The 22,256-nt window shown below is 40.2% G+C and carries 22 protein-coding genes; 13 read left to right on the forward strand and 9 right to left on the reverse strand.

Going from position 1 to position 22,256, the window contains the following annotated elements:
- The first annotated feature begins 44 nt into the window (after positions 1-44).
- Entirely contained in the window at positions 45-1,409 is a 1,365-nt protein-coding gene (locus PS1M3_RS18430; protein ID WP_138739613.1) for a M17 family metallopeptidase, read from the forward strand.
- Between the two features lie 31 nt (positions 1,410-1,440).
- Here the strand turns inward: PS1M3_RS18430 and PS1M3_RS18435 are convergent, their stop codons facing one another.
- Positions 1,441-1,827 carry a VOC family protein gene (locus PS1M3_RS18435; RefSeq protein ID WP_203987382.1) on the reverse strand — a complete coding sequence of 129 codons (387 nt, stop codon included), beginning with the start codon at positions 1,825-1,827 and terminating at the stop codon, positions 1,441-1,443.
- Positions 1,828-1,894: 67 nt separating this feature from the next.
- Positions 1,895-2,968: a ketoacyl-ACP synthase III gene (locus PS1M3_RS18440; protein ID WP_203987385.1), complete on the reverse strand. Its 1,074-nt coding sequence runs from the start codon at positions 2,966-2,968 to the stop codon at positions 1,895-1,897.
- Between the two features lie 153 nt (positions 2,969-3,121).
- On the opposite strand from PS1M3_RS18440, the gene PS1M3_RS18445 reads away from it, so the two are divergent.
- From PS1M3_RS18445 to PS1M3_RS18470, 6 genes are all read left to right on the forward strand, one after another.
- Complete coding sequence (locus PS1M3_RS18445; RefSeq protein WP_203987387.1) at positions 3,122-4,426, forward strand: amidohydrolase family protein; 1,305 nt, start codon at positions 3,122-3,124, stop codon at positions 4,424-4,426.
- A gap of 8 nt (positions 4,427-4,434) precedes the next feature.
- Positions 4,435-4,842: a DUF4440 domain-containing protein gene (locus PS1M3_RS18450; RefSeq protein WP_008126189.1), complete on the forward strand. Its 408-nt coding sequence runs from the start codon at positions 4,435-4,437 to the stop codon at positions 4,840-4,842.
- 54 nt (positions 4,843-4,896) lie between these two features.
- A complete protein-coding gene (locus PS1M3_RS18455; RefSeq protein WP_203987389.1) occupies positions 4,897-6,132 on the forward strand; it encodes an ATP-binding protein in 1,236 nt (411 codons plus the stop codon).
- Positions 6,132-6,656, forward strand: a complete 525-nt coding sequence (locus PS1M3_RS18460; protein WP_203987391.1) for a response regulator transcription factor — start codon at positions 6,132-6,134, stop codon at positions 6,654-6,656. The genes PS1M3_RS18455 and PS1M3_RS18460 overlap by 1 nt, the downstream gene beginning before the upstream one ends.
- Positions 6,657-6,673: 17 nt before the next feature.
- A complete protein-coding gene (locus PS1M3_RS18465; protein ID WP_010556759.1) occupies positions 6,674-7,096 on the forward strand; it encodes a thiol-disulfide oxidoreductase DCC family protein in 423 nt (140 codons plus the stop codon).
- A gap of 69 nt (positions 7,097-7,165) precedes the next feature.
- Positions 7,166-7,444 (forward strand): peptidylprolyl isomerase, encoded by a 279-nt coding sequence (locus tag PS1M3_RS18470; protein ID WP_004588770.1) that lies wholly within the window; start codon positions 7,166-7,168, stop codon positions 7,442-7,444.
- Positions 7,445-7,521: 77 nt separating this feature from the next.
- On the opposite strand, the gene PS1M3_RS18475 is transcribed toward PS1M3_RS18470, so the two are convergent.
- From PS1M3_RS18475 to PS1M3_RS18500, 6 genes are all read right to left on the reverse strand, one after another.
- Positions 7,522-7,869 (reverse strand): energy transducer TonB, encoded by a 348-nt coding sequence (locus tag PS1M3_RS18475; protein WP_006791652.1) that lies wholly within the window; start codon positions 7,867-7,869, stop codon positions 7,522-7,524.
- 168 nt (positions 7,870-8,037) lie between these two features.
- On the reverse strand, positions 8,038-8,697 hold the full coding sequence (locus tag PS1M3_RS18480) for a DsbA family oxidoreductase (RefSeq protein ID WP_203987393.1): 660 nt from the start codon (positions 8,695-8,697) through the stop codon (positions 8,038-8,040).
- A gap of 115 nt (positions 8,698-8,812) precedes the next feature.
- On the reverse strand, positions 8,813-10,033 hold the full coding sequence (locus tag PS1M3_RS18485; protein WP_203987395.1) for a Xaa-Pro peptidase family protein: 1,221 nt from the start codon (positions 10,031-10,033) through the stop codon (positions 8,813-8,815).
- Between the two features lie 153 nt (positions 10,034-10,186).
- Positions 10,187-10,795 carry a flavin reductase family protein gene (locus PS1M3_RS18490; protein ID WP_006791655.1) on the reverse strand — a complete coding sequence of 203 codons (609 nt, stop codon included), beginning with the start codon at positions 10,793-10,795 and terminating at the stop codon, positions 10,187-10,189.
- Between the two features lie 9 nt (positions 10,796-10,804).
- On the reverse strand, positions 10,805-11,533 hold the full coding sequence (locus PS1M3_RS18495; RefSeq protein ID WP_203987397.1) for an SDR family NAD(P)-dependent oxidoreductase: 729 nt from the start codon (positions 11,531-11,533) through the stop codon (positions 10,805-10,807).
- Positions 11,530-11,928: a thiol-disulfide oxidoreductase DCC family protein gene (locus PS1M3_RS18500; protein WP_203987400.1), complete on the reverse strand. Its 399-nt coding sequence runs from the start codon at positions 11,926-11,928 to the stop codon at positions 11,530-11,532. Before PS1M3_RS18500 ends, PS1M3_RS18495 begins: the two co-directional genes overlap by 4 nt.
- A gap of 120 nt (positions 11,929-12,048) precedes the next feature.
- Between PS1M3_RS18500 and ppc the strand changes: the two genes are divergently transcribed.
- Both ppc and cdd read left to right on the forward strand, forming a co-directional pair.
- A complete protein-coding gene (gene ppc / locus PS1M3_RS18505; protein ID WP_203987402.1) occupies positions 12,049-14,694 on the forward strand; it encodes a phosphoenolpyruvate carboxylase in 2,646 nt (881 codons plus the stop codon).
- A 399-nt stretch (positions 14,695-15,093) separates the two neighbouring features.
- On the forward strand, positions 15,094-16,020 hold the full coding sequence (cdd, locus tag PS1M3_RS18510) for a cytidine deaminase (RefSeq protein ID WP_203987404.1): 927 nt from the start codon (positions 15,094-15,096) through the stop codon (positions 16,018-16,020).
- A 62-nt stretch (positions 16,021-16,082) separates the two neighbouring features.
- On the opposite strand, the gene udp is transcribed toward cdd, so the two are convergent.
- Complete coding sequence (udp, locus tag PS1M3_RS18515) at positions 16,083-16,838, reverse strand: uridine phosphorylase (protein WP_138739625.1); 756 nt, start codon at positions 16,836-16,838, stop codon at positions 16,083-16,085.
- Positions 16,839-17,283: 445 nt separating this feature from the next.
- Between udp and PS1M3_RS18520 the strand changes: the two genes are divergently transcribed.
- From PS1M3_RS18520 to PS1M3_RS18535, 4 genes are all read left to right on the forward strand, one after another.
- Positions 17,284-18,393 (forward strand): arginase family protein, encoded by a 1,110-nt coding sequence (locus PS1M3_RS18520; RefSeq protein ID WP_203987407.1) that lies wholly within the window; start codon positions 17,284-17,286, stop codon positions 18,391-18,393.
- 122 nt (positions 18,394-18,515) lie between these two features.
- Positions 18,516-19,217 carry an ABC transporter substrate-binding protein gene (locus tag PS1M3_RS18525; RefSeq protein WP_203987408.1) on the forward strand — a complete coding sequence of 234 codons (702 nt, stop codon included), beginning with the start codon at positions 18,516-18,518 and terminating at the stop codon, positions 19,215-19,217.
- A 133-nt stretch (positions 19,218-19,350) separates the two neighbouring features.
- Positions 19,351-20,628: a hemolysin family protein gene (locus PS1M3_RS18530; protein ID WP_008126225.1), complete on the forward strand. Its 1,278-nt coding sequence runs from the start codon at positions 19,351-19,353 to the stop codon at positions 20,626-20,628.
- 459 nt (positions 20,629-21,087) lie between these two features.
- A complete protein-coding gene (locus PS1M3_RS18535) occupies positions 21,088-22,245 on the forward strand; it encodes an efflux RND transporter periplasmic adaptor subunit (RefSeq protein WP_203987410.1) in 1,158 nt (385 codons plus the stop codon).
- Positions 22,246-22,256: the final 11 nt, after the last annotated feature.

The following is a 22,256-nucleotide window of genomic DNA, read 5'->3' on the forward strand; positions in this document are numbered from 1 at the left end:
TGATATGCTCGTAAGAACAATTTTTACAAATTATGAGCTATTTAATGAGTGCATTACTTCGCAATACATCTTCTGGTATTCCTTTATCATTTATTCTTAAAAGCGAACTCTCTGATTGGCAAGCAAAGCAGCCTACATTTATTCAAAATTGGCTAAACAATACAGGCTTTGAAAAGCAAGGTTTAGCATTAATTCCCGATAGCAATTCCGGGGAGTTGTCCCAAGTAATTTGTTTAATGCAAAGCCCAAACGACTTTTGGGCTGCTGGCAATTTGGCCAATACGCTACCAGTGGGTAGTTATCAAATTCAAGGTGACGATACGTTTATAGAGTTTGTGGCATTAGGATTTGTTCTTGGTGGCTACGAATTTAGTGAATACAAAGAAAAACCGACTGTTAAAGCCGAGTTGTGTATTGGCGATGAACAGCTTTACACGCGTATCAAGCAGCAAGCGGAAGCTATTTTTTTAGCGCGTGATTTAGTAAACACGCCTGCCGTCGATATGATGCCGCAACATTTATCGCAAGTGATGGAAGATTTGGCTTCAACTCATGGCGGTGATTTTTCACAATGGATAGGCGATGAATTGTTAGAGCAAAACTACCCAACTATTCATATGGTAGGTCGTGCAAGCGAGAATAAACCGCGTTTGCTTGATTTAAAGTGGGGAGCAGATGATGCGCCACTAATAACGCTTGTTGGTAAAGGTGTGTGTTTTGACTCTGGCGGGCTCGACTTAAAGCCAAGCAATGGTATGCGTAATATGAAAAAAGACATGGGCGGTGCTGCGCATGTTATTGCATTAGCTCAGCTGATTATGGCTGCTAAATTGCCTGTCCGTTTGAGAGTATTAGTACCGGCAGTTGAAAATGCGGTGTCGCGAAATGCATTTCGCCCGGGCGATGTTGTAAAAACGCGCAAAGGTATTATGGTTGAAATAGATAACACGGATGCTGAAGGGCGTTTAGTTTTGTGTGACGCGTTAAGTGAAGCACAAAACGATAATCCGGAGCTTATTATTGATTTTGCAACATTAACAGGTGCATGTCGTGTAGCGTTAGGTACTGAGTTACCTGGTTTCTTTTCTACAGAGCGTGATGTAGCAAATGGTATAATTGATGCAGGAATCAGTGTGAATGACCCTGTTTGGCAGTTGCCTTTATTTGAGCAGTATCGTGGATTTTTGAAAAGTGATGTCGCAGATATGGCTAATAGTGCAAGTACACCATTTGGTGGCGCAATTACCGCCGCACTTTACTTAAAAGAATTTGTAGAGCCAACCACGCCTTGGGTGCATTTTGATGTGATGGCATGGAATTTACGTGCGCTGCCAGGTCGCCCTGCTGGCGGTGAAGCACTTGGCATTAGAGCCGTGTTTAACTATTTGCAAAACCGCTTTAATCATTAATTACCCGTAAAACATTAGCGCTATATGAAGCTTAAACTTCATATAGCTCTAGCGGTAAATCATCTGGGTCGGCAAAAAAAGTAAATTTTTTACCTGTAATTTCATCAATTCTAATCTCTTCAACTGCCACACTTTTACTTTCTAAATATTCTTTTGCTTTAGTTACATTGTCGACTTTAAACGCTAAATGGCGTAAGCCTTGTGCTTCCGGGTAACTAGGCCTTGAGGGCGCACCCTCAAACGAAAACAACTCAACTTGACTACCATCAGGCATTGCTAAGTCTAACTTATACGAATTACGCTTTTCCCTATAATGTTCGTTAATAATGTTGAGTTTTAAAATTTCACTATAAAAATGTTTAGAGCGAGGATAATTACTGCAAATAATTGCAGCATGATGAATACCTAAAAGCTCCATAAATTTATCTTCCTTAAATAAAAAACGCACTAAAAAGTGCGTTTAATTATACGTTTTTAAAGCAAGCTCATTCAGCGTCTTTACATGCTTTTACAGCTGGCGCCACAAGCTCTAAACCTGTTTGGGTGCAAGGTGCTAATTGTGCGTCGCTAACGCTAATTGGAGTTACACGTTCGCCCCATTTTATGTAGCTTGCAGCCCATGTTAAACCCGCGCCAAAAGCCGCAGACATAATATTTGAATGAGGCTTTATTAACCCTTGTTCAACTGCTTCACATAGCGCAATAGCAATGGTTGCAGCTGATGTGTTGCCATAATCTGCAATGTTAACCATTACTTTTTCATCAGGTACTTTTAAACGGTGCTGGATTGCCTGAATTATGCGTAAATTAGCCTGATGTGGTACTAGTACGTTTATGTCGTCTAGGCTTAGATTAGCTTGCTCGAGAACGTCGTCACAGGCTTCACTCATACCTTTTACGGCACGCTTGAATATCTCTCTGCCTTCAAATAGCAGATCAGACGGGCCAATGGGTTCATATTTGTTCAAATCACTACCAAAGTTAGTAATATGAAGAATGTCGCGGTCTTCACTATCGCACCCTGTTTTAGTGCCAAGTAAACCTGCCGGTGTTTCTGCAGCTTCTAGTACAACAGCACCAGCGCCATCACCAAATAGTACTGCACTGTCGCGGCGCGCCCAGTTTACATACCAAGTCATTCGTTCAGCAGCAATAACGACCGCTTTTTTGATCATGCCTGCTTGAATTTGCGCAGTAGCAGCTTGTAATGCGTATAAAAAGCCAGAACACGCAGCATTCGTATCCATGGCGGCTGCGCCTGCTGCGCCAATATTTTTTTGCACTTGGGATGCCGTATTTGCAACAACTGTTGAAGGTGTACAGGTTGCAAGTATGACAAGATCAATGTCTTTTGCGTCAATACCTGCGCAAGCAAGTGCGTGTTTTGCTGCAACAGTTGCCAGCTCTGCCGTGCTTACATGGCTTACACGGCGAGATTTGATGCCAGTACGCGTGGTGATCCACTCGTCGGTGGTATCAACTATTTCGCTAATTTCATCGTTGCTAATACTTGCTGGTGGTATGCATTTGCCCCAACCAGTGATATGTGCGTATGGCATAGTGTGTTCTCTTAAGGTGGTATAACTTCAATTTATTACCGGCAAGTTATACCAAAATTCGACTTATAAGACTAGTTTATAGCATGCTTTGTATCGTAAATATTCGCTATTAAAGGTTTTTTAGAGTAAAGCTAGTATAAAAAAGGAGCATGTATGAAAACAGCACTCACAACATTATCGTCAATTGTATTGGCAATGTTCGTTAATAATGTAAACGCAGCACACTCTAAAATCATTTACGCAGGTAGTTTACTTGTAGCACCTGAGCAGGCATTAAAAAAAGAACAAACCTTAGTTGTTACCAATGACAAAATAACGGCTATTAAAGACGGTTATGTATCAAAGTCAGTACTTAATTTACCCGATGCTGAAATAGTTAATTTAAAAAACCAGTTTGTTATGCCAGGTTTGATTGATATGCATGTACATGTAACTTTTGAACGTGACGCTAAAGCAAACCCACACCGTTGGGCTACAGAATATGAAGCCGATTATGCGCTTCGTTCTATTAAATATTTACAGCGTACGCTTGATGCCGGCTTTACGTCGGTGCGTGATTTAGGCAGCGACTATCAAGTTATTTTTCCGTTAAAACGCGCAATTGAACGACAAGACATTGCAGGGCCTCGTATTTTTGCAGCGGGTAATACAATATCGCCAAGCGGCGGTCATGCTGATATGCATGGCTACAGAAAAGACATAACCGATGTTTTTAAAACGACATTAGGCATTTGTAATGGCGCTGACGATTGCCGCCGTGCTGTGAGAGAAGTTATTAAAAGTGGTGCTGATGTAATTAAAATTACTGCAACGGGTGGTGTGTTGAGTAATACCGCAGCGGGAGTGAATCAACAACTCACTGATGATGAGCTGTCAGCTATTGTAGATACAGCGCATCATTTAGGGCGAAAGGTAACAGCGCATGCCCACGGAACAGAAGGAATTAAAGCAGCGCTTAGAGCTGGGGTTGACTCAATAGAGCACGGGTCTTATTTAGATAAAAAAACAGTCGATTTATTCAATAAAACGCAGGCCTATTTAGTTCCCACACTGCTTGCTGGTGCCACGGTAAGTGAAGAGGTACTTACTAATCCTAATATGCCAGTGGCAATTGCGAATAAAGTGCGAGAAGTAACGCCTAAAATGCAGGCATCGTTTAAGTTAGCGCTCAAAAACAAGGTAAACATTGCCTTTGGTACCGACTCGGGTGTATCGCGTCATGGTCTTAATGCAAACGAGTTTGGTTTAATGGTTGATAATGGAATGAGTGAGGCGCATGCAATAAAGTCAGCCACAGTGTATGCTGCTAAATTGTTAGGGCAAAGCCATCAGTTAGGCGACTTGAGTGTTGGTAAGCAAGCAGATATTATCAGCGTAAATGGTTCGCCACTTGAAGACATAAACGTACTTAAAAACGTGCAATTTGTTATGAAAGCAGGGCAAATTTACAAGCAATAGGGAAGCACATGAGCAGCAAAATTAAAGCGTCGTTGTTTAATCATTTAATTGAGGCTGAGCGTCAATTACTTGAGCCTGAAGTTCGCCAATCAGAGCGTGCACTCGACGCTTTACTCGATGATGAGTTTATCGAAATTGCTGCTAATGGCACGTCGTTTAATAAATACCAAGTACTCACACGCCTACCCACAGAGGTGGTGCCGCAGTTTTATAATCAGCATTTTAAAGGCCGAATGTTGAGTATAGATGTGGCGCAAATAAGTTATCAAGCAGCGTATAGACGTTCGGCACGTGCCGAATTTAATTATTCACTTCGCATGTCGTTATGGCGTAAAAATAGCGCACAGCAATGGCAAATGGTGTTTCATCAAGGCACACCGTGCGCTGCTTTTACAATTTCAATGGACGACGAGTAACGTTTTACCTCAACTCATTTTTATATATTAAATTGGAAAATCATTGTTTTGTTAATGCAAACTGATCCCACTATCAGCCGTTTACTTATGCTACGAAGCGGCGCTATTGCAGTACAACTAATTGCAGTATTAAGTGTTTATTTTTTACTTGATTACCAATTGGCATTACTGCCCTTACTTGGTGTTATTGCTTTAGAAGTTGCGTTTCAATTAGTCAGTCTATTTGCTTACCGACACGTTAGCCACGCTAAACCCTCGGTTATGCTGATGCAACTCACTGCTGACGTTTTGTTTTTAACTGTTTTGCTTTCTTTAAGTGGCGGCGCAACTAATGCATTTGTGTCGTTATTATTACTGCCTATTATGATAGCAGCGGTAACGCTACGTGAAAAAGGCTTAGCCTACATAGCTTTGCTTGCCATTGCTGCATACAGCTTTTTGTTAATAAACATGCCCGATCACAGTATGCATCAAATGAACATGAGCGGTCACTTTGTTGGCATGTGGGTTAACTTTGTTTTAAGTACCAGTGTAATAGCGCTTGTGATAGGGGCCATGAGCCGTGCACTAAAAGATCGCGAACGCGTCATTGCCAAAGCCCGAGAAAAACAACTACGAAATGAGCAGTTAGTAACGCTTGATGGCGCAGCAGCACAAATAACTCATCAGTTAGCAACACCGATAGCTAACTTACAACTGTTGTTTGAAGAGCTATTAGAGGAGCAACCAAACAATATTATAGTTAAACAGATGCAAACCCCACTTGAGCAATGTCGAGAGCAACTTAATAGTTTTAGAGCGCTATCGGAGCAAATACGGGTTAACAATGCTAAAGATCAAATAACCATAACGCAATTACAAACAGCCATTAACGATACCTTTTTATTACAATACCCCGGTCAACAAATTAAATGGTCTACACCTTCCATTAATGCGATTCTTTTAAGTGACGCAATGTTGTTACCAGCTATATTAAATTTGTTGCAAAATGCGGCTATAGCAAATCAAAAACAAGGTAAAACAGAGCTTGAGTTAAGCTGGGAGCTTGACCAGCAAGATCAATGTATAGATTTATTAATCCGTGATTTTGGCGATGGGTTTACGCCCTCACAACTAGCTGAACTAGGGGGGCAGGTAATGCCTAGCGAACAAGGCATGGGTTTGGCCGTGTTGTTATCTAACGTCACGTTTGAGCGACTAAATGGCTCACTAACCTTATTTAACCATAAAGAAGGCGGTGCCGTAGCAAAGGTTAAGTTAGCCATTATTAATAACGAGCAAACAGCATAATGAAGTTACTAATAATTGAAGATGATATAAATTTAGCCAGTACGCTTGCTAGGCGTTTAACTAAGCAAGGCTTCACCTGTGATGTTGCGCATAACCAAAGTGATGCGTTACTTCGTGCGCGCCAATTAGTACCCGACTCAATTTTATTGGACATGAAACTTGGGGACGACAACGGCTTATTGCTTATAAAGCCACTGCGCAACTTATTAGATAATACACATATAGTCTTATTAACTGGGTTTGCTAGCATTGCCACTGCGGTTGAAGCAATGCGCTTAGGGGCAAACGATTATTTAACTAAACCTATTGATATGGCAACATTATTAAAAGCACTTAATAACGAAAAAAGTGAGCTTCAAACGAGTATTGATGATGCTGTTATGTCGCCTGAACGCTTAGAATGGGAGCATATTCAGCAAGTGCTACACAGTAATAATGGCAATATATCGGTCACAGCTAGGCAATTAAATATGCATAGACGCACATTGCAACGTAAGTTACAAAAAAAGCCGGTCCAGCACTAATCGCTTAAGGAAAATAAATGAGTGAAAATGCAGTCACACTAATGCGTAATCGAAAAATTATATTATTCGATGCGCAGTGTAAATTATGTAGTGCGTGGTGTAATTTTATAATTAGTAACGATACCAATGCCATTTTTAAACTATGCAGCGTGCAATCCCCAAAAGGTGAACTGCTATTAACTCACTTTGGTTTTTCAACTACCCAATACGCTTCGATGGTGTACTTACAAAACGGCAAAGTGTTCACACAAAGTCACGCTTTTTTTGAAGTAGTGAAGCAGCTTGGTTACCCTTACAAACTAGCCACTATTTTTAGTGTTTTCCCAAACACCTTTAATAATTGGCTGTACGATAAAATTGCTCTAAACCGTTATACCTTATTTGGAAAATATCAGTATTGCCGTATCCCTTCTAAAAGTGACGAACTTCACTATTTATAAAATCAATTAGATGCTCTCAAACAGGGGCTGTGCTAAAATCGCCCCGTTTTAAATTACTAGGGCTTTGAAATGGCAAGTACAGCGCACGCACTCCACATATTGGTTAAGCACAAAGAAATAGCAGAAGACATTATTAAGCAATTAGGTAAAGGTGCAAAGTTCCAAACCTTAGCTAAAAAGTATTCGTCGTGCCCATCGGGTAAAAAAGGCGGTGACTTAGGTGAATTTAGACGCGGGCAAATGGTTCCGCAGTTTGACAAAATAGCCTTTAATGGCGCTATTTTAGAGCCACACCTAGTTAAAACTAAATTTGGCTGGCATGTTATTAAAGTACTTTATCGTACTTAGTTTATTTTAATTAAAGATGCATCTTTGGGTATATAAATAAGGCTACAATGTGCAGCCTTTTTTGTTTTAGTTAGTTATTATTTTTCTAAATTGAAATCTATAGTCATTTCTAAGTCTTCATCAACTACTGCAATACCATTAACTACTTTAGGTGCGTAACGCCATTTAGAAAGAGAGCGAATTGCAGCTTTATCAAAAGTTTTAACAGGCTCAGCTTTGATCACCTTAATATTAATTGGCTTACCAGATGTATCTACATCAAAAGACATTGTCACGCTACCTTCTATCTTTTCACGGGCGTTTTTAATTGGATATTCCGGAGGACTCGGCATTATAAGCGTAGAGTGAGGGCTATCAGCTAGAGGTGTTGTCGAACATGCAGTTAAAAGAAACAGTGAAGTTAGTGTTGTAATTATATATTTCATTATAAATCCCTTTATAGGTACTATTATTGATTTGTTAAATTTAGTTTCTATAATGACACCAAAAGAGAACGAAGGTAAATAACAAGTTTGTATTATTTTTGAACTCATAAATATATAAGAAAGGCTGCAATGTGCAGCCATTTTTTTGTTTTAAAATTTATTTGTATATCAAGCGTCTTGCTTGGCTTCTTCTTCGCTAATTTGTTTTAGCGCTTGAATAAATGAGTCGCTTGGTTGTCCGCCAGTGAGTGCGTATTTATCGTTTATGATAAACGTAGGGACTGAGGTAATACCCATTTGTTTAAAGTTACTTTGCTCTTGGCGTACAGCTTGAACGTATTTGTCTGAGTGCAAAATATTTCGGGCTTCTTCTTTATCAAGGCCAACACTTTCGACAACATCAAGCAGAGCGTCTTCTTGGTTTAAGTATTTTAAATCGGTGAAGTGCGCTTCAAAAAAGGCGAGTTTTAACTCGGTTTGCTTACCTTCTTCACGTGCCCACATTAATAAACGATGCAAATCAAAGCTGTTGATCATGATACGTTTGCCATCAAAGTTAAACGTAAATCCAGCACGCTTTCCTGCTTCAAACATGTTTTTACGATTTTCATCGCCTTGTTCTTCCGTTAGGTTGTACTTTTGCATTAAATGCTCGTTTAAGTCTTGCCCCTCAACTGGCATATCTGGATTTAGCTCAAAAGGATGCCATGTAATATCTGCACTCATTTCGTCTTTAAGTTGGCCAAGTGCTGTCTCAAGATTTTTATAACCTACCACACACCATGGGCACATTACGTCTGACACGATATCAATTTTAAAATTTTTCATATTCATCCTTTTGCGGATTGCTTTGGTATAACAAACGATATTGGGATGAACTGGACTTTATCAACGAATAAAATAAAAAGAGCAGCTAAACGACTGCTCTTTGAGGTATTAAGTTTTAAGCGTTAAGCCCAAATGGGTCGTCGATACTGTGGCTAGGCTCTGTAAACCAATGCGGACCGTTGTCGGTCATATAAAAATGATCCTCTAAACGCACCCCAAATTCATCGGGTATCACTAGCATTGGCTCGTTACTAAAGCACATGCCTGGAGCAAGTGGGGTTTTATCACCGCCAACTAAGTATGGCCATTCGTGAATATCTAAACCAATACCATGGCCAGTTCGATGCGGGCAACCCGGTGTTTGGTACTGCGGCCCCAACCCTTGAGCCGCTAAATAGCTACGAGCACCTGCGTCAACATCTTCGCATGTAGTGCCAATGTTTGCGGTGTTAAATGCGGCCAGTTGCGCTGCTTTTTCGTGATCCCAAAACATGCGCTGGCGCGGTGTTGGTTCACCAAATACATAGGTGCGGGTTATATCTGAAAGGTAATCGTGTACTTTACAGCCAGTATCTATTAATACCATATCGCCTTTTTTAAGCACTTGCGCATCTTTAACACCATGTGGAAACGACGTTGCTACACCAAACAGTACAATGCAAAAATAGTTGCCCGGAGCGCCTACTTTTTGATGCGCTTTTTTTATAAAGGCTTCTACTTCTGTGGTGGTAATACCTTCGTAAAGCATACTCGCAGTGGCTTGGTGAACGGCTAAGGTCATGTCCATTGCGCACTGCATAAGTGCTAATTCGTTAACTGATTTGTGCATGCGGCAATGTGCAGTAACGCCTTGCGCATTGATTATATTTAATCCTTTTTGCGCTTTGTTAATACCATCGAATATAAAGAACTGTGCGCTTTCATCGATGCCGATGGTGGCGTCGTCACTAATGTTTAGTTGCTTTAATACGCTAACAAATAGCGCATAAGGGTTTTCGTGCTCTTGCCAGCCGTGTATGGGCCCTTCAATCACTTTAAAGCCATCTAGAGTACCAATTTCAAAATAAGGTGCAATGTACTGTACTTCACCAATCGCAGGTAAAATTGCGCCAACCATACGTTCACTCGCATACCACTTCATACCCGTAAAGTAGGTGAGGTTGGTCCCTGCATTTAGGTAAATTGCATCAATGTTATTAGCTGTCATATAAGCTTGTGCTTTTGCTATACGTTCAATGTGTTCGTCAGTCTGAATAGGTGTTAACGATTGGGTCATATTACTTAAGCTGGCCAATGCTTGCTCTGGGGTTTGCGTGCCAATACCGATTGTGCTCATGGGATTCTCCTTGGAATTTTCGCTATTGTGCGCAATGCATTTTTAAAATTCAATGTTCTGCGATTAGCAACATCGATTGGGATTGTGAGTGCGTTGGGGCTAAGTTGGCTTATGTGTTTGCCATGATAAAGGGGTGAAATACACCCCTAAAAGTTATTTTTTTGCGTAGGGAAGGCGCGTTAATTTATTTGCTGTGTGGTAGCTGTCAAGGCCTGTAACCGCGACAGTATCAATGGCTTGTAAATCTAGAAATCCATCGCTTTGCAGAGCGGTTTCATCTAAATACACATCGACAATTTCACCAATCACTAGTTCAGTTCCGTTAATTTCAAGATGTTTACTTTCAACAAATTTTACTGAGTATTTTAAGCGACTCTCTTTGACAAAAGGAGCCGAAAACTCATTTAAGTACTCAGGTGTTAACCCTGTTTCCTCAAATTCGGATTCGTCTTTGTCGTAGCGTGCTGAGGTTTGATGCGCTTGTTTATAAATAGACTTATTTACCTGATTGATAGTGTAAACACCCGTTTGTAATATATTTTCAAACGTATGGCGCGGTACACTGTGTGGGCGCATTATCATACCTACGAGGGGAGGGTGAGCACCCAAATGAATAACCGAACTAACAATCGATAAATTAGTGTTGCCTAGTAGGTCTTGTGTGCCTATTAGGTTTGCACTTTTAAACCCAGATAACGAGTTTATTAAATGTGTACGAGTACGTTTTTCAAGTGCGTCGATACGCGCTTTAGTAAAATGCATTTTAAATCCTTACCACGGTATAGTTGAGCCTTGCCAATCTAAATAAGCTGGCTCGCCATTTAGTTCTAAATCAGGGTTGTTATTTGTTAAGTCAAAAAGTTGGTGTGCTACAAATTCAGGTGTAAACAATTTGCCTTCGGGTACATTTTTTTGAAAAGGCTTAGATAGGTCAGTGTCAGTTGTACCGGGATGAAATAGCACAAGCTTGGTGTTCTTTGCACGACGAGCAAGCTCTACTGCAGCAGTTTTAAATAACATGTTAAGGGCTGATTTAGATGCCCGATAAGTGTACCAGCCTCCCATTTTGTTGTCGTTAATACTACCTACTCGTGCACTTAAGGCAGTTATAGTGCAGTGCGTTTTATGATTGATTAAAGGCAAAACGCTTTGTAAGCAGAGCAATGGGGTGAGCGTATTTGCGTTTAGTAACAAATTAAAATAATCAGCGTTGATGTCCTCAAGCTTTTTTTCTGGCATGTGCTCGGAGTTGTGTAACTTACCGTTAAACATTATTACCTGGTGTATGTCGGCTTGCTCATCTTTTAAAAGTTGAGTGAGGCCAAATAAGCTATCCGCAGAGTAATCAGTATTGTAAAAAGTAATGTTGTTACTGTCTTGTGGAACATGGTTACTTGAACTGACGCATATGATGTTAAATTCAATTGTTTGGTTTTGAAGGTGCTTTACGTAGGCTTTAGCAATCGCGCTACTAGCGCCAAAAAGAATAATTGTCTTCATTTTTTTCCTTTTGATTTTATGGCGCACTGGCCGTTGTTGCACTGGGTGTTAGGCATTAACAACCTGCTTATAGAGTGCCTGTGTTTTGCAAAAAAAATATAGCCCCAATCTGCAAAAATACGAATAACCGGCAAGCGAAAAAGTTTCAACCAGCGGTGTTTTTCAACTGTTTTCCAAGCTTGATACGTTACGTCTAGCCCATAAATTATCTCGCCATTTTTTAGTTGCGCTTGTAGGTACGTAAGTGCTTGGTTTTTGTTTATATGCCTGTAGCGCTCGCTAAAATCGGCAGCATTTAAATCCTCAAGGGTAATTAAGCTGTGTTTATCTGCTTGTTTTAACTGTTGCATTTCAGTGCTACACAGGGGGCAGTTACCGTCGTAAAAAATGATCATACCAATGCTTTGTGATTATTTTATCTATACTTTTTTACGACATGACATTGCAAATGGATCTATTAAATATGCGCTCTTAATGATATTAATAGTCCTCCATGAAACAAAGGAGACTGAGAAATGAGTGAACAATATGCCGCCCTGCGAGGTAATGTAGGTCTACTTGGACAATTATTAGGTCAAACTATAAAAGATGCCCAAGGCCAAGCAATTTTAGATAAAGTAGAAGAAATTCGCGCTTTATCAAAATCCTCTCGTAGTGGTAATGAAGACGATCGCAAGGCGTTAATTGAAGTATTACATGCCCTTAGTGATGAAGAGCTTTTACCGGTTGCCCGTTCATTTAATCATTTTTTAAATTTAGCCAATGTGGCAGAGCAGTTTCATACTGTATCGCGTTTTAATGACGCTGGTCTTGGCCAGCAAAACCCTCTCACTCAAACATTAAAAACGTTAGCCGCTAAAGCACAAGAAGGTCAGTTAGACTCTAACCACCTTGCTGACACACTCTCAAAACTCCACATTAATTTAGTACTAACGGCCCACCCCACAGAGGTTACACGCCGTACAATTATTAACAAGCACGTTGAGTTGAGCGATTGTTTAGCATCGCTTGAGCGAAAAGATAACTTGGAGCATGAGCGCGAAGCTATTTTAAATAGAATTGCTCAGTTAATAAGCCAAGCGTGGCATACAGACGATATTCGTCGTTCGCGCCCAACGCCTGTTGATGAGGCTAAATGGGGGTATGCAGTTATTGAAAATAGCCTTTGGCATGCTGTACCGCGTTTTTTACGTGAGTTTTCGGAGCATGCTAAAGAGCAATTAAGTCTAGAGTTGCCCATTGACTACAGCCCAATTGAATTTACTTCTTGGATGGGTGGAGACCGAGACGGTAACCCATTTGTTACTGCACAGGTTACTTCGCAAGTTCTTGACCATGGTCGCTGGATGGCACTTGATTTATACAGCCGAGATATTGATACGTTATGCGCTGAGCTATCTATGTCTGACGCCAGCGACGAACTCATTGAGTTGGCAGGCCAAGACTTTGAACCCTACCGCACTGTGCTTAAAAAGCTTAAAGGCGAAGTGTCTGAAACAGTGGCGCATCTAGGTGCAAAAATTAAGCACAAACGCACTGACGCAGAAGATCTTGTTACTGATATTAACCAGCTTAAGCACCCAATTGAGGTATGTTATCGTTCATTATTAAAATGTAACATGAAAGTCGTTGCCGATGGCTTACTACTTGATTTAATGCATCGTTTAAACAGTTTTGGCCTACGTTTGGCAAAACTGGATGTACGTCAAGATTCATCACGCCACAGCGACGTTTTTTCTGAACTTACGCGCTATTTAGGATTAGGGGACTACAACCAGTGGCAAGAGCAAGACAAGCAAGCATTTTTACTAGCGGAGCTTAATTCGCGTCGTCCGCTTATTCCTAAGCATTGGCAACCAAGCCCTGATGTACAAGAAGTGCTCGACACCTTCGATGTAATTGCAAAGCAAGATGAAAAAACATTTGGTTTGTATATTATTTCAATGGCACGCACTGCATCCGATATTTTAGCTGTACAGTTACTTCTTAAAGAAAGCGGCTGTAGTTTTGAATTGCCAGTTGCCCCATTATTTGAAACATTAGACGATTTGAATAATGGTAGCGACGTGATCACGACGCTACTCGATAACGTGTGGTACCGCGGCCATATTCAAAATACGCAAAATGTAATGATTGGTTATTCAGATTCGGCTAAAGATGCCGGTATGATGGCAGCAGGTTGGGCTCAATATGAAGCAATGGATAAACTCGTGCAGCTTGCAGACGAGCGCGGCATTGAACTTGTGTTATTTCACGGCAGAGGAGGGACTGTTGGCCGAGGTGGTGCACCGGCTGCACAAGCACTGCATTCGCAACCGCCAGGCTCACTTAAAGGTGGTTTACGGGTAACAGAGCAAGGCGAAATGATACGCTTTAAATTTGGTTTGCCAGATGTAGCACTACAAAGCTTAAATATATATGCAGGGGCAGTACTGCAGAGTAACTTATTACCACCGCCAGAGCCTAAACCACAATGGCGCGAAGTTATGAAGCTTATTAGTGAGCAGTCGTGTGAGCATTACCGCAATGTTGTTCGCCACGACGAAAACTTTGTTCCTTACTTTAGAATGGCAACGCCAGAATTAGAGCTCTCTAAACTTCCGCTTGGCTCTCGCCCTGCAAAACGCAACCCTAATGGGGGCGTTGAAAGTTTACGTGCTATTCCATGGATTTTTGCATGGAGTCAAAACCGGTTAATGTTGCCTGCTTGGTTAGGTGCGTTAACAGGCTTAAAAAAGGCACTAGACCAATATGGCTTAGAAACACTAAACGAAATGAGCCTCAATTGGCCATTTTTTAGAGCTCGTTTAGAAATGCTTGAAATGGTATTTAGTAAAGCCGATAGTTGGTTAAGTGAGCACTATGATAATGCGCTGGTGGAAGATATGTACAAGCCGTTAGGTGTAACGTTGCGAAAAGAGCTTGAAGAAGCCATTGAGCTTGTGCAGTCGTTAAGCCCGCAAAAAAGCTTACTTGCAGCTCAGCCTTGGATAAAAGAGTCGATTAGTTTACGAAACCCGTACACCGATCCGCTCAATGTCTTGCAGGTTGAATTGCTTCGCCGTGCTCGCTCTAACGAGGAGCACAACGAAGGTGATATCGATAATGCATTAATGATCACTATGACGGGTATTGCTGCAGGTATGCGTAATACTGGTTAATCGTTAACGTTTGTTATTTAGAAAGGGAACACGCCGTGTTCCCTTTTTTTGTGTTTAATAACCTAGGCCTGTTTATCTTTCAGGGTTAAATTTTCAGCAATGCGTTTAGTACTTAGGCAAGGCAGCGCCTATGTAGTGTGTTTATTCCCAATAAATAGGCGATAACGCAGCATGAATACCAAACACGTGTTGCCCGAAGGTTCGTTCTAGGTGCGATTAACTCTTTGTTGCCTGAGGAAGCTTTGCTCGGTTTTACTTAGCCCACTAGGTTACAAACCTCGCGCCACGATTAAATTGTCTCTAGTTTGAACAAGTTTTAAGCCTGAAAGGTCAACAGGCCCTAGCAATTTGGGTCTTAAACTTTTAAACTACTTAGCCATTGAATAATTAAAATACATTATGGCTTCAGCAACTTTTACTGTACAAGAAGATACAGCCCTTACAAATTCTCATATCACGTTAAACGTAGCGCAAACCGCGTTCTTACGTAGCCAATTAAAGTCGCAACGCGGCATATTAAACACCAACAACATTGAACAGCTTTGCAAAGAGTTTAATGTTTCTGTCGATTCACTGTTACAAGGTTTAGTACCCTTAGCGTCTGAGTTTTCAGTGGCTCCAGTGTCACATTTTCATGTTGGTGCAATTGTAAAAGCTATAGATGATCAGCAACAAGTTAATTTTTATTTTGGCGCTAATGTAGAGTTTGATCATCAAGCACTGAGCCTCGTTGTTCATGCAGAACAGTCTGCCATTAATAATGCTTGGTTAAATGGTGCTAAAAAAATTCTTAAAATTGCTATAAGCGACGCTCCGTGTGGCTACTGTCGCCAATTTATGAATGAATTAGCCGATGCGAAAGAGTTTGATATTTTACTTCCAAGTCAACATTTTAAATTGGCAGAGCTCTTACCTCACTCGTTTGGACCAACCGATTTGGGTAACGAATTTAGCTTGTTTAACCCAAAGCCTCAGCTTGCGGTTTTTGATGACGAACAGATCGAAGAGGCTTTTGCTGGCTTTGCGTTAAATTCGTATGTACCGTACAGCCAAAATTTTAGTGCGGTCAAGGTAAGTACATTTAATAATGGGGATTTTTACGGCAGTTATGCAGAAAACGCAGCCTATAGCCCAAGTTTATCGCCTCTGCAAAGCGCGTTGAGTCAGTTCTTTTTAGCTGGCCTTAGTTTTGATAAAGAGACGGTGAAAGGCATCACACTTTTAGAAACTAAAGGGCACGAAAATCAAGCGGGTGTTTCGAAGGCGGTACTATCGGGATTTACTGATTTGCCAGAGCTAAAAATAATTAGCGCTGCGCTTAAGTAGAGTCAAAAAAGCACAGCTAATAAGCTGTGCTTTTTCATATTAATTTTACTTATAAAGTAAAATTAACCTAGTAGCACCTTGGCGGCTTCTAATACAACAGCCACTGATTTTCTTTCTATTTCACCGTGGTCAACGTTAGGAATTTCTTGACGAGTACGGTTAACTAATACACCGGCAACACAGGCAGCTTGCAAGCCAAGAGCTGCACACATAGTGAATAATGTGGCCGACTCCATTTCGTAGTTCATTACGCCCAGCTTTTGCCATTCTTCACAGCTACCTTGGAATGCTTTTGGTACATAACCCGAGTGTGTGTCGTAGCGTTCTTGGCCCGGGTAAAATGTATCGCTAGATGCAGTAATACCAATATGAAAGTCAATGTTTAAGTTTTTACAAGCTTCAACCATGGCTTGTGTTGCATAAAAATCAGACACAGCAGGGTAGCTAAGTGGTGCAAAGTGTTGGCTTGCACCGTCTAAACGTACAGACGCTTGGCTAATTAAAATTTCACCTTCATTAATATGCGGCTGAATAGCACCCGTAGTACCAATGCGTAAAAATTGACGCACACCCAATTGAGCAAGTTCCTCTACTGCAATCGATGTAGATGGGCCGCCAATACCGGTTGAGCATATAACCACAGAGTGGCCATTTAGTTGACCTAGATAAACATGAAACTCACGTGTTTGAGCAAGGCAGGTTGGGTTGTCTAGGAATTGAGAAATACGTGCAGCGCGATCTGGGTCACCGGGCACAATCGCAAGTTTTGCACCTTGTAGATCGTCAATACATAGTCCTAAGTGAAATACCTTTTCCATATCTAAGCCTTTTTAAAATAATTTTTATCAATCTAGCATAATTGCTAGAAACCTTTCTTAAGTACAGGACGTATGTCCGTATTAATATAATTGAGTGCTTGTTTAAGCCAGTAAAATAGGGCCTTAGCGTATTTTATTCATCAACTATGAATATTCAAGCACACCCATGGATTGCTGGTTTACTTGTGCGGTTGACTTGTGTGCGCAAGCATTATAAGTATCACTCAACTAAGTGGTTAGTCATAAATGATAATTGCCTGCATTAATTAAAAGTTTTTAAATATCAGTTGTTTATGTTTTTATTTTAAGTTGGTTTTGAAAGGGTTTTTAATCATACAGACAAAGAAAATTTTTAATCTTTTAATTATTTAAAGTTTAGGCCTGTTTAATCGTTTTGCATAAATAATCACTAAAATACGCACTGAACAATTCATAAGGATTTATTATGAGTCAAGAAATTCAAGCATTTAATAGTAAAGCAGAGCACTGCTTATGTGCTCCTGGCGATGGTGTTTTTACCGTTAATACTGCAAAAGAGCGAAAAGCGGCACTTCGAAATAAACTGTATGGTCAAACCGAAAATGTAGATACGCTATGGCGCGAATCGTTAAATGAGTTGCCTCACTCTCCCCATAAAGCGGTAATGCTTGGAATTAGTTCTGATTGTGGTGGCGGTATTTTACGTGGTGCCAATTGGGGGCCTTTGTTTGTTCGCTCAGCATTAATTGATCAGCACCCTGAATGTCATTCGTTCGACTTAGGCGATGTGCGTGTTATTCCACATTTGTTACATGACAAGTACCTAAACGACACAACCATCTCTAATTGCCAAAAAGCGCTATACGGAAACGAAAATAACGACTACTACGTAAGTCCGTTATCAATTACTGAAGATGTGTGCGACAGCTTTTATGCCACGTTTAAAGATAAAGGTATTTTTGGTATTGGTGGCGATCACTCTATTAGTTATCCATTAACCAAAGCGTATTTAAAAGCAAAACGCGAGCAAGGGAAGCGTACGGCTATTATTCACTTTGATGCGCACACCGATTTGCTTGTGGAGCGCTTGGGTATAGATTTATGTTTTGGCTCTTGGTGTACACATATTTTAGAGTTTTTACCTGCACCCCATCACTTAATTCAATTTGGTATACGTTCAAGTGGAAAACCAAAATCACACTGGGAAAACACATTTGGGGTTAAGCAACATTGGGCGCATGAAATTATTGAACGCGGTGCAGCCGCTGTTGCTGCAGAGACTATCGCGCAACTAAAAGCGGATAAGGTTGATGAAGTGTATGTAAGTTTTGATATTGACGCACTCGATGCCGAATTTGCTTCTGCAACCGGTACACCGGAAGATAACGGTTTAACACCAAAGCACGCGCTAGACATTTTATCAGCCATTGCCGATGAATTTCCAATTACGGGCGCTGATATGATGGAAATAGCACCATTTACCGACAGTTCACTTGTGGGCCAAGCAAGTTCTGAGACAACATTAAAAGAAGGCGCAAAAATTTCAGCGTTTTTAATTAATGCGATGAATAAATAAGTGCTTCAAAACTAATGCTATTGGCTTAATCTTATTTTATTAAATACTCAAAACTAGCAGTCTACAAAGCCTCAACTATATTTATTGAATAGTTGCACTAATTTAGTTGAGGCTTTTACCCAATGAAGGGATTTGTTTTTTTACTTTGCGTGTTGTGTTCGACGGTAAAAGCACACGAAATTAACATAGTGACGGAGGTGTTTCCTGACTTTCAGTATATTGATGCAAATAATAAGTTGGCCGGTCGCTCTGTTGAAAAAGTAAAAAATGCACTAGATAAGACCGATATTAATTATTCTTTATCTGCTAATAATTGGACTGTGTCATACAACGCCGCTTTGCGAGATAAAAACACCTGTATATTTTCGATTGTTCGGTTACCTCAAAGAGAAGACAAGTTTGTATGGGTTTCAAAGCTTGAACCATTCGAGTCAGCAATATTTGCCCTCAAATCTCGTGGCATCAAACTCAATACATTAAATGACGCTAAGCGTTATAAAATTGCTGTACTCAAAGACAATTTTAGCCACCACTACTTACGAGAACGCGGCTTTAATGAAAACCGTCATTTGTTACTTATCGATAACCTAGATAAGATAGATAAGTTGATAAGCACACGCCGTGAAATTCTTGATTTTGTGGTGCTTAGTAAAAAACAATTTAATTACCGCCTTAAAACAGAACCGAAGTTAAATTTACTCGAACCGGTATTTGACTTAAATACTACGCAAGCTCCTTTGTACTTTGCCTGTAATGCAAATATGGATCCACAAATAATTAAGAAATTAGCCCACGCATTTGACCTCAATAACCCTCTAAATTAATCGTTTAAAACTGCCTAACTATTTGAATAATAATTACTAAAATATAAAGTAAAAATATCAATTGCTGCGATTAAAAAAGCGACTATAATCAGCTGCTTTTTATATAAAAAGCGCTAACTTTTTGGAGCGTTAAATGGGTGATTTAATCGGGATTAGTCTCTTGATCTTGATCAGTGCGTTGTTTGCTATGTCGGAAATAGCAATTGCAGCGTCACGAAAAATAAAACTTCGCGTAATGGCAGACGAAGGCAGTTTAAATGCAGCTGCGGTATTAAAACTGCAAGAAAATCCGGGCGCGTTCTTCGCCATGATACAAATAGCACTTAATGCTATCGCTATATTAGGTGGCATTGTAGGTGAACAAGCATTATCGCCATACGTTGAAAAAGTATTGGTTTTATTTTATCAGGGTGCATATGTAGAGAAAATTAGCTTTTTATTCTCATTTTTTACTATTACCTCGTTATTTATTTTATTCGCCGATTTAATGCCAAAGCGATTAGCGATGATCATGCCAGAAGCTGTCGCCGTTAAGGTCGTTAACATAATGCGTTGGGTTACATTTGCATTAACGCCTTTAGTGATGTTTTTTAATGGCGTAACTAACTTTGTACTGCGACTGTTTAAAGTCCCCGCAGAGCGTGAAGATAATGTAACCACAGAAGACATTGTTGCTATGATGGAAGCTGGCGCTGAGTATGGTAGTTTGCAAAAACAAGAGTATGATTTAATAGGTAATGTTTTTGATTTAGAAGCACGCTTTTTATCAAGCGTAATGACGCCGCGGGATCAAATTGTGTACTTTGATTTAAACGAAAGTAGCCATGACATTGCGACCAAAATTATTGATCACCCGCATAATCATTTTTTAGTTGTGACGGGTAACTTAGACAAATTACATGGCTCTGTTGAATCAAAAGATATTTTACGCCAAGTGCTCAAAGGTGAAGCTGCTAACATCAATGACGAATTAGTTGATACCGATGTATTTTACTTACCAGAAACCTTAAGTTTATCAGAGGCGTTAAATGCATTTAAAAGCGCCGCTAAACCATTTGCTATTGTAGTAAACGAATACGCGCTGCTTGTTGGTATTGTTACTGTAAAAGATTTAATGAAAGGCTTTATGGGAGATTTAATAACTCACCAAGGGGATGAACTAATAATCGAGCGAGATAAAAGCTCGTGGTTAGTTGACGGACTGACGCCAATTACCGATTTAGCTAAAGTGCTTGATATAGAGGAGTTCCCAGAGCAAATACATTTTGAGACGGTGGCAGGCTTTTTAATTTACACAATGAAGCGTATACCAAAACGCGCTGAACACATTAGTTATGCGGGCTTTAAATTTGAAGTTGTTGATGTTGAAGGTATTCGTGTAGAGCAATTGCTTGTATCTAGATTAGTTTAAAGCTTGCCATCCTTATCTCTTTATAAACGCTTAACCACGTCATGTATAAAAAAGCCAAGTTCGCCTTGGCTTTTTTGTTAATGAAAGTTTATAAATTTGTTCGTTATAACAATTGTATTTGGCTATGGCCTAATGGGTATCTGGCTAAATGACTCATACCTCTAATTAACTGAAATATAATATTAAAATCTCTTCACTATGTACTTTTAGGCTTTAATTTAAACAAAGAAGGTTTTTGCGTAAGTACTTTTCTATTTTTAAAAAATACAGTGCGCTGAGCACTATAGTTAGCTTGTAGGTGCAAATATTTATTATAAAAGCCTTATTAACATTACTTCGTGATTAAGTATGAGGTCGCATAATTGAGTGTAATTTTGTGTAAAGATCAGCTTATTAAGATGTATTCTCACTAACATTTAATTTAGAATGATCGTTCACTCTAAATTAAAGGTATTTAACATGCAGCGTTCTAGCACCGCTTTATTTGTATTTTCAGTTCTCCTAGGTTCAGTTGCGTTGACTGGTTGTGACCAAGTGACAGAGCAGTCGCAGGCACCTGCTCCTAAAGCTGTGCCGGTAGGGGTTATTACGCTTAAAAAACAATCGCTAACTTTAAGGCAAGAGTTGCCTGGACGTATTAGTGCATTTCAAATTGCAGAAATACGCCCGCAAGTAAGCGGTATTGTGCAATCACGTTTATTTACCGAAGGGTCTCAAGTAGAAAAAGGCCAAGCGCTTTATCAAATTAACCCTGCTACATTTGAGGCTAACTTAGCGGCAAGTGAAGCTGCTGTTGCCCGCGCTGAAGCAAGCATTGCAAGCAGTAAAGCTAAAGCGTCTCGTTATAGTGAATTATTAAAAATTAAAGCGGTTAGCCAGCAAGATTACGATGAGGCTGATGCAGCCTACAAGCAAGCAAAAGCAGAACTCCTTACTGCTCAAGCGCAGCTGCAAACCTCAAAAATTAATTTAGAATACAGTCATGTCTCTTCGCCTATTAGTGGGCAAATTAGTAAATCGAATGTCACCGTAGGTGCGTTAGTAAGTGCCAACCAAGCCACTTCTTTGGCAACAGTTACACAACTTGATCCTATCTATATTGATTTAACGCAGTCGAGTAGCGAATTAACCAAGCTTAAAAAAGCGATTGTTTCGGGCGACCTAAGTGTGGATTCAACCAGTCAAACCGATGTTGAACTCACTATGGAAGATGGCTCTTTATATTCTCATAAAGGCACTTTACAGTTTTCTGAGGTGACAGTTGACCCAAGTACAGGCTCGGTTACATTACGCGCTAAATTTCCTAACCCTGAAAAGTTACTACTTCCAGGGATGTATGCTCGCGCCTCAATTGTTGAAGGTGTTAAAAACGACGCTATTTTAGTTCCACAGCGCGGTGTTAGTCGAAACTCGAAAGGTGAACCTACCGCAATGGTTGTTAGCAAAAACAATACTGTAGAGAGCCGCGTTTTGAAAACAGATCGCACCATTGGATCTAATTGGCTTGTAACCGATGGTGTAATGGAAGGCGATAAACTGATCGTAGAAGGGCTGCAAAAAATTCGCCCAGGCGCACCAGTTAGCCCATCTGAAGTTCAAACTGCTAAAGCGCAATAACGGAGAATTTA

This window comes from Pseudoalteromonas sp. PS1M3, assembly GCF_016865405.1.
GTDB classification, from domain to species: Bacteria; Pseudomonadota; Gammaproteobacteria; order Enterobacterales; family Alteromonadaceae; genus Pseudoalteromonas; species Pseudoalteromonas marina.

What these genes read in the sequence shown, in the direction of transcription:
- PS1M3_RS18450 (WP_008126189.1), top strand. Translation starts at nt 4,435, where the DNA reads ATGAGCAGCAAAATTAAAGCGTCGTTGTTTAATCATTTAATTGAGGCT.
- PS1M3_RS18475 (WP_006791652.1), bottom strand. Translation starts at nt 7,869, where the DNA reads ATGAAATATATAATTACAACACTAACTTCACTGTTTCTTTTAACTGCA.
- PS1M3_RS18495 (WP_203987397.1), bottom strand. Translation starts at nt 11,533, where the DNA reads ATGAAGACAATTATTCTTTTTGGCGCTAGTAGCGCGATTGCTAAAGCC.
- udp (WP_138739625.1), bottom strand. Translation starts at nt 16,838, where the DNA reads ATGGAAAAGGTATTTCACTTAGGACTATGTATTGACGATCTACAAGGT.
- cdd (WP_203987404.1), top strand. Translation starts at nt 15,094, where the DNA reads ATGGCTTCAGCAACTTTTACTGTACAAGAAGATACAGCCCTTACAAAT.
- ppc (WP_203987402.1), top strand. Translation starts at nt 12,049, where the DNA reads ATGAGTGAACAATATGCCGCCCTGCGAGGTAATGTAGGTCTACTTGGA.
- PS1M3_RS18455 (WP_203987389.1), top strand. Translation starts at nt 4,897, where the DNA reads ATGCAAACTGATCCCACTATCAGCCGTTTACTTATGCTACGAAGCGGC.
- PS1M3_RS18470 (WP_004588770.1), top strand. Translation starts at nt 7,166, where the DNA reads ATGGCAAGTACAGCGCACGCACTCCACATATTGGTTAAGCACAAAGAA.
- PS1M3_RS18460 (WP_203987391.1), top strand. Translation starts at nt 6,132, where the DNA reads ATGAAGTTACTAATAATTGAAGATGATATAAATTTAGCCAGTACGCTT.
- PS1M3_RS18520 (WP_203987407.1), top strand. Translation starts at nt 17,284, where the DNA reads ATGAGTCAAGAAATTCAAGCATTTAATAGTAAAGCAGAGCACTGCTTA.
- PS1M3_RS18525 (WP_203987408.1), top strand. Translation starts at nt 18,516, where the DNA reads ATGAAGGGATTTGTTTTTTTACTTTGCGTGTTGTGTTCGACGGTAAAA.
- PS1M3_RS18530 (WP_008126225.1), top strand. Translation starts at nt 19,351, where the DNA reads ATGGGTGATTTAATCGGGATTAGTCTCTTGATCTTGATCAGTGCGTTG.
- PS1M3_RS18490 (WP_006791655.1), bottom strand. Translation starts at nt 10,795, where the DNA reads ATGCATTTTACTAAAGCGCGTATCGACGCACTTGAAAAACGTACTCGT.
- PS1M3_RS18485 (WP_203987395.1), bottom strand. Translation starts at nt 10,033, where the DNA reads ATGAGCACAATCGGTATTGGCACGCAAACCCCAGAGCAAGCATTGGCC.
- PS1M3_RS18480 (WP_203987393.1), bottom strand. Translation starts at nt 8,697, where the DNA reads ATGAAAAATTTTAAAATTGATATCGTGTCAGACGTAATGTGCCCATGG.
- PS1M3_RS18440 (WP_203987385.1), bottom strand. Translation starts at nt 2,968, where the DNA reads ATGCCATACGCACATATCACTGGTTGGGGCAAATGCATACCACCAGCA.
- PS1M3_RS18465 (WP_010556759.1), top strand. Translation starts at nt 6,674, where the DNA reads ATGAGTGAAAATGCAGTCACACTAATGCGTAATCGAAAAATTATATTA.
- PS1M3_RS18445 (WP_203987387.1), top strand. Translation starts at nt 3,122, where the DNA reads ATGAAAACAGCACTCACAACATTATCGTCAATTGTATTGGCAATGTTC.
- PS1M3_RS18535 (WP_203987410.1), top strand. Translation starts at nt 21,088, where the DNA reads ATGCAGCGTTCTAGCACCGCTTTATTTGTATTTTCAGTTCTCCTAGGT.
- PS1M3_RS18435 (WP_203987382.1), bottom strand. Translation starts at nt 1,827, where the DNA reads ATGGAGCTTTTAGGTATTCATCATGCTGCAATTATTTGCAGTAATTAT.
- PS1M3_RS18430 (WP_138739613.1), top strand. Translation starts at nt 45, where the DNA reads ATGAGTGCATTACTTCGCAATACATCTTCTGGTATTCCTTTATCATTT.
- PS1M3_RS18500 (WP_203987400.1), bottom strand. Translation starts at nt 11,928, where the DNA reads ATGATCATTTTTTACGACGGTAACTGCCCCCTGTGTAGCACTGAAATG.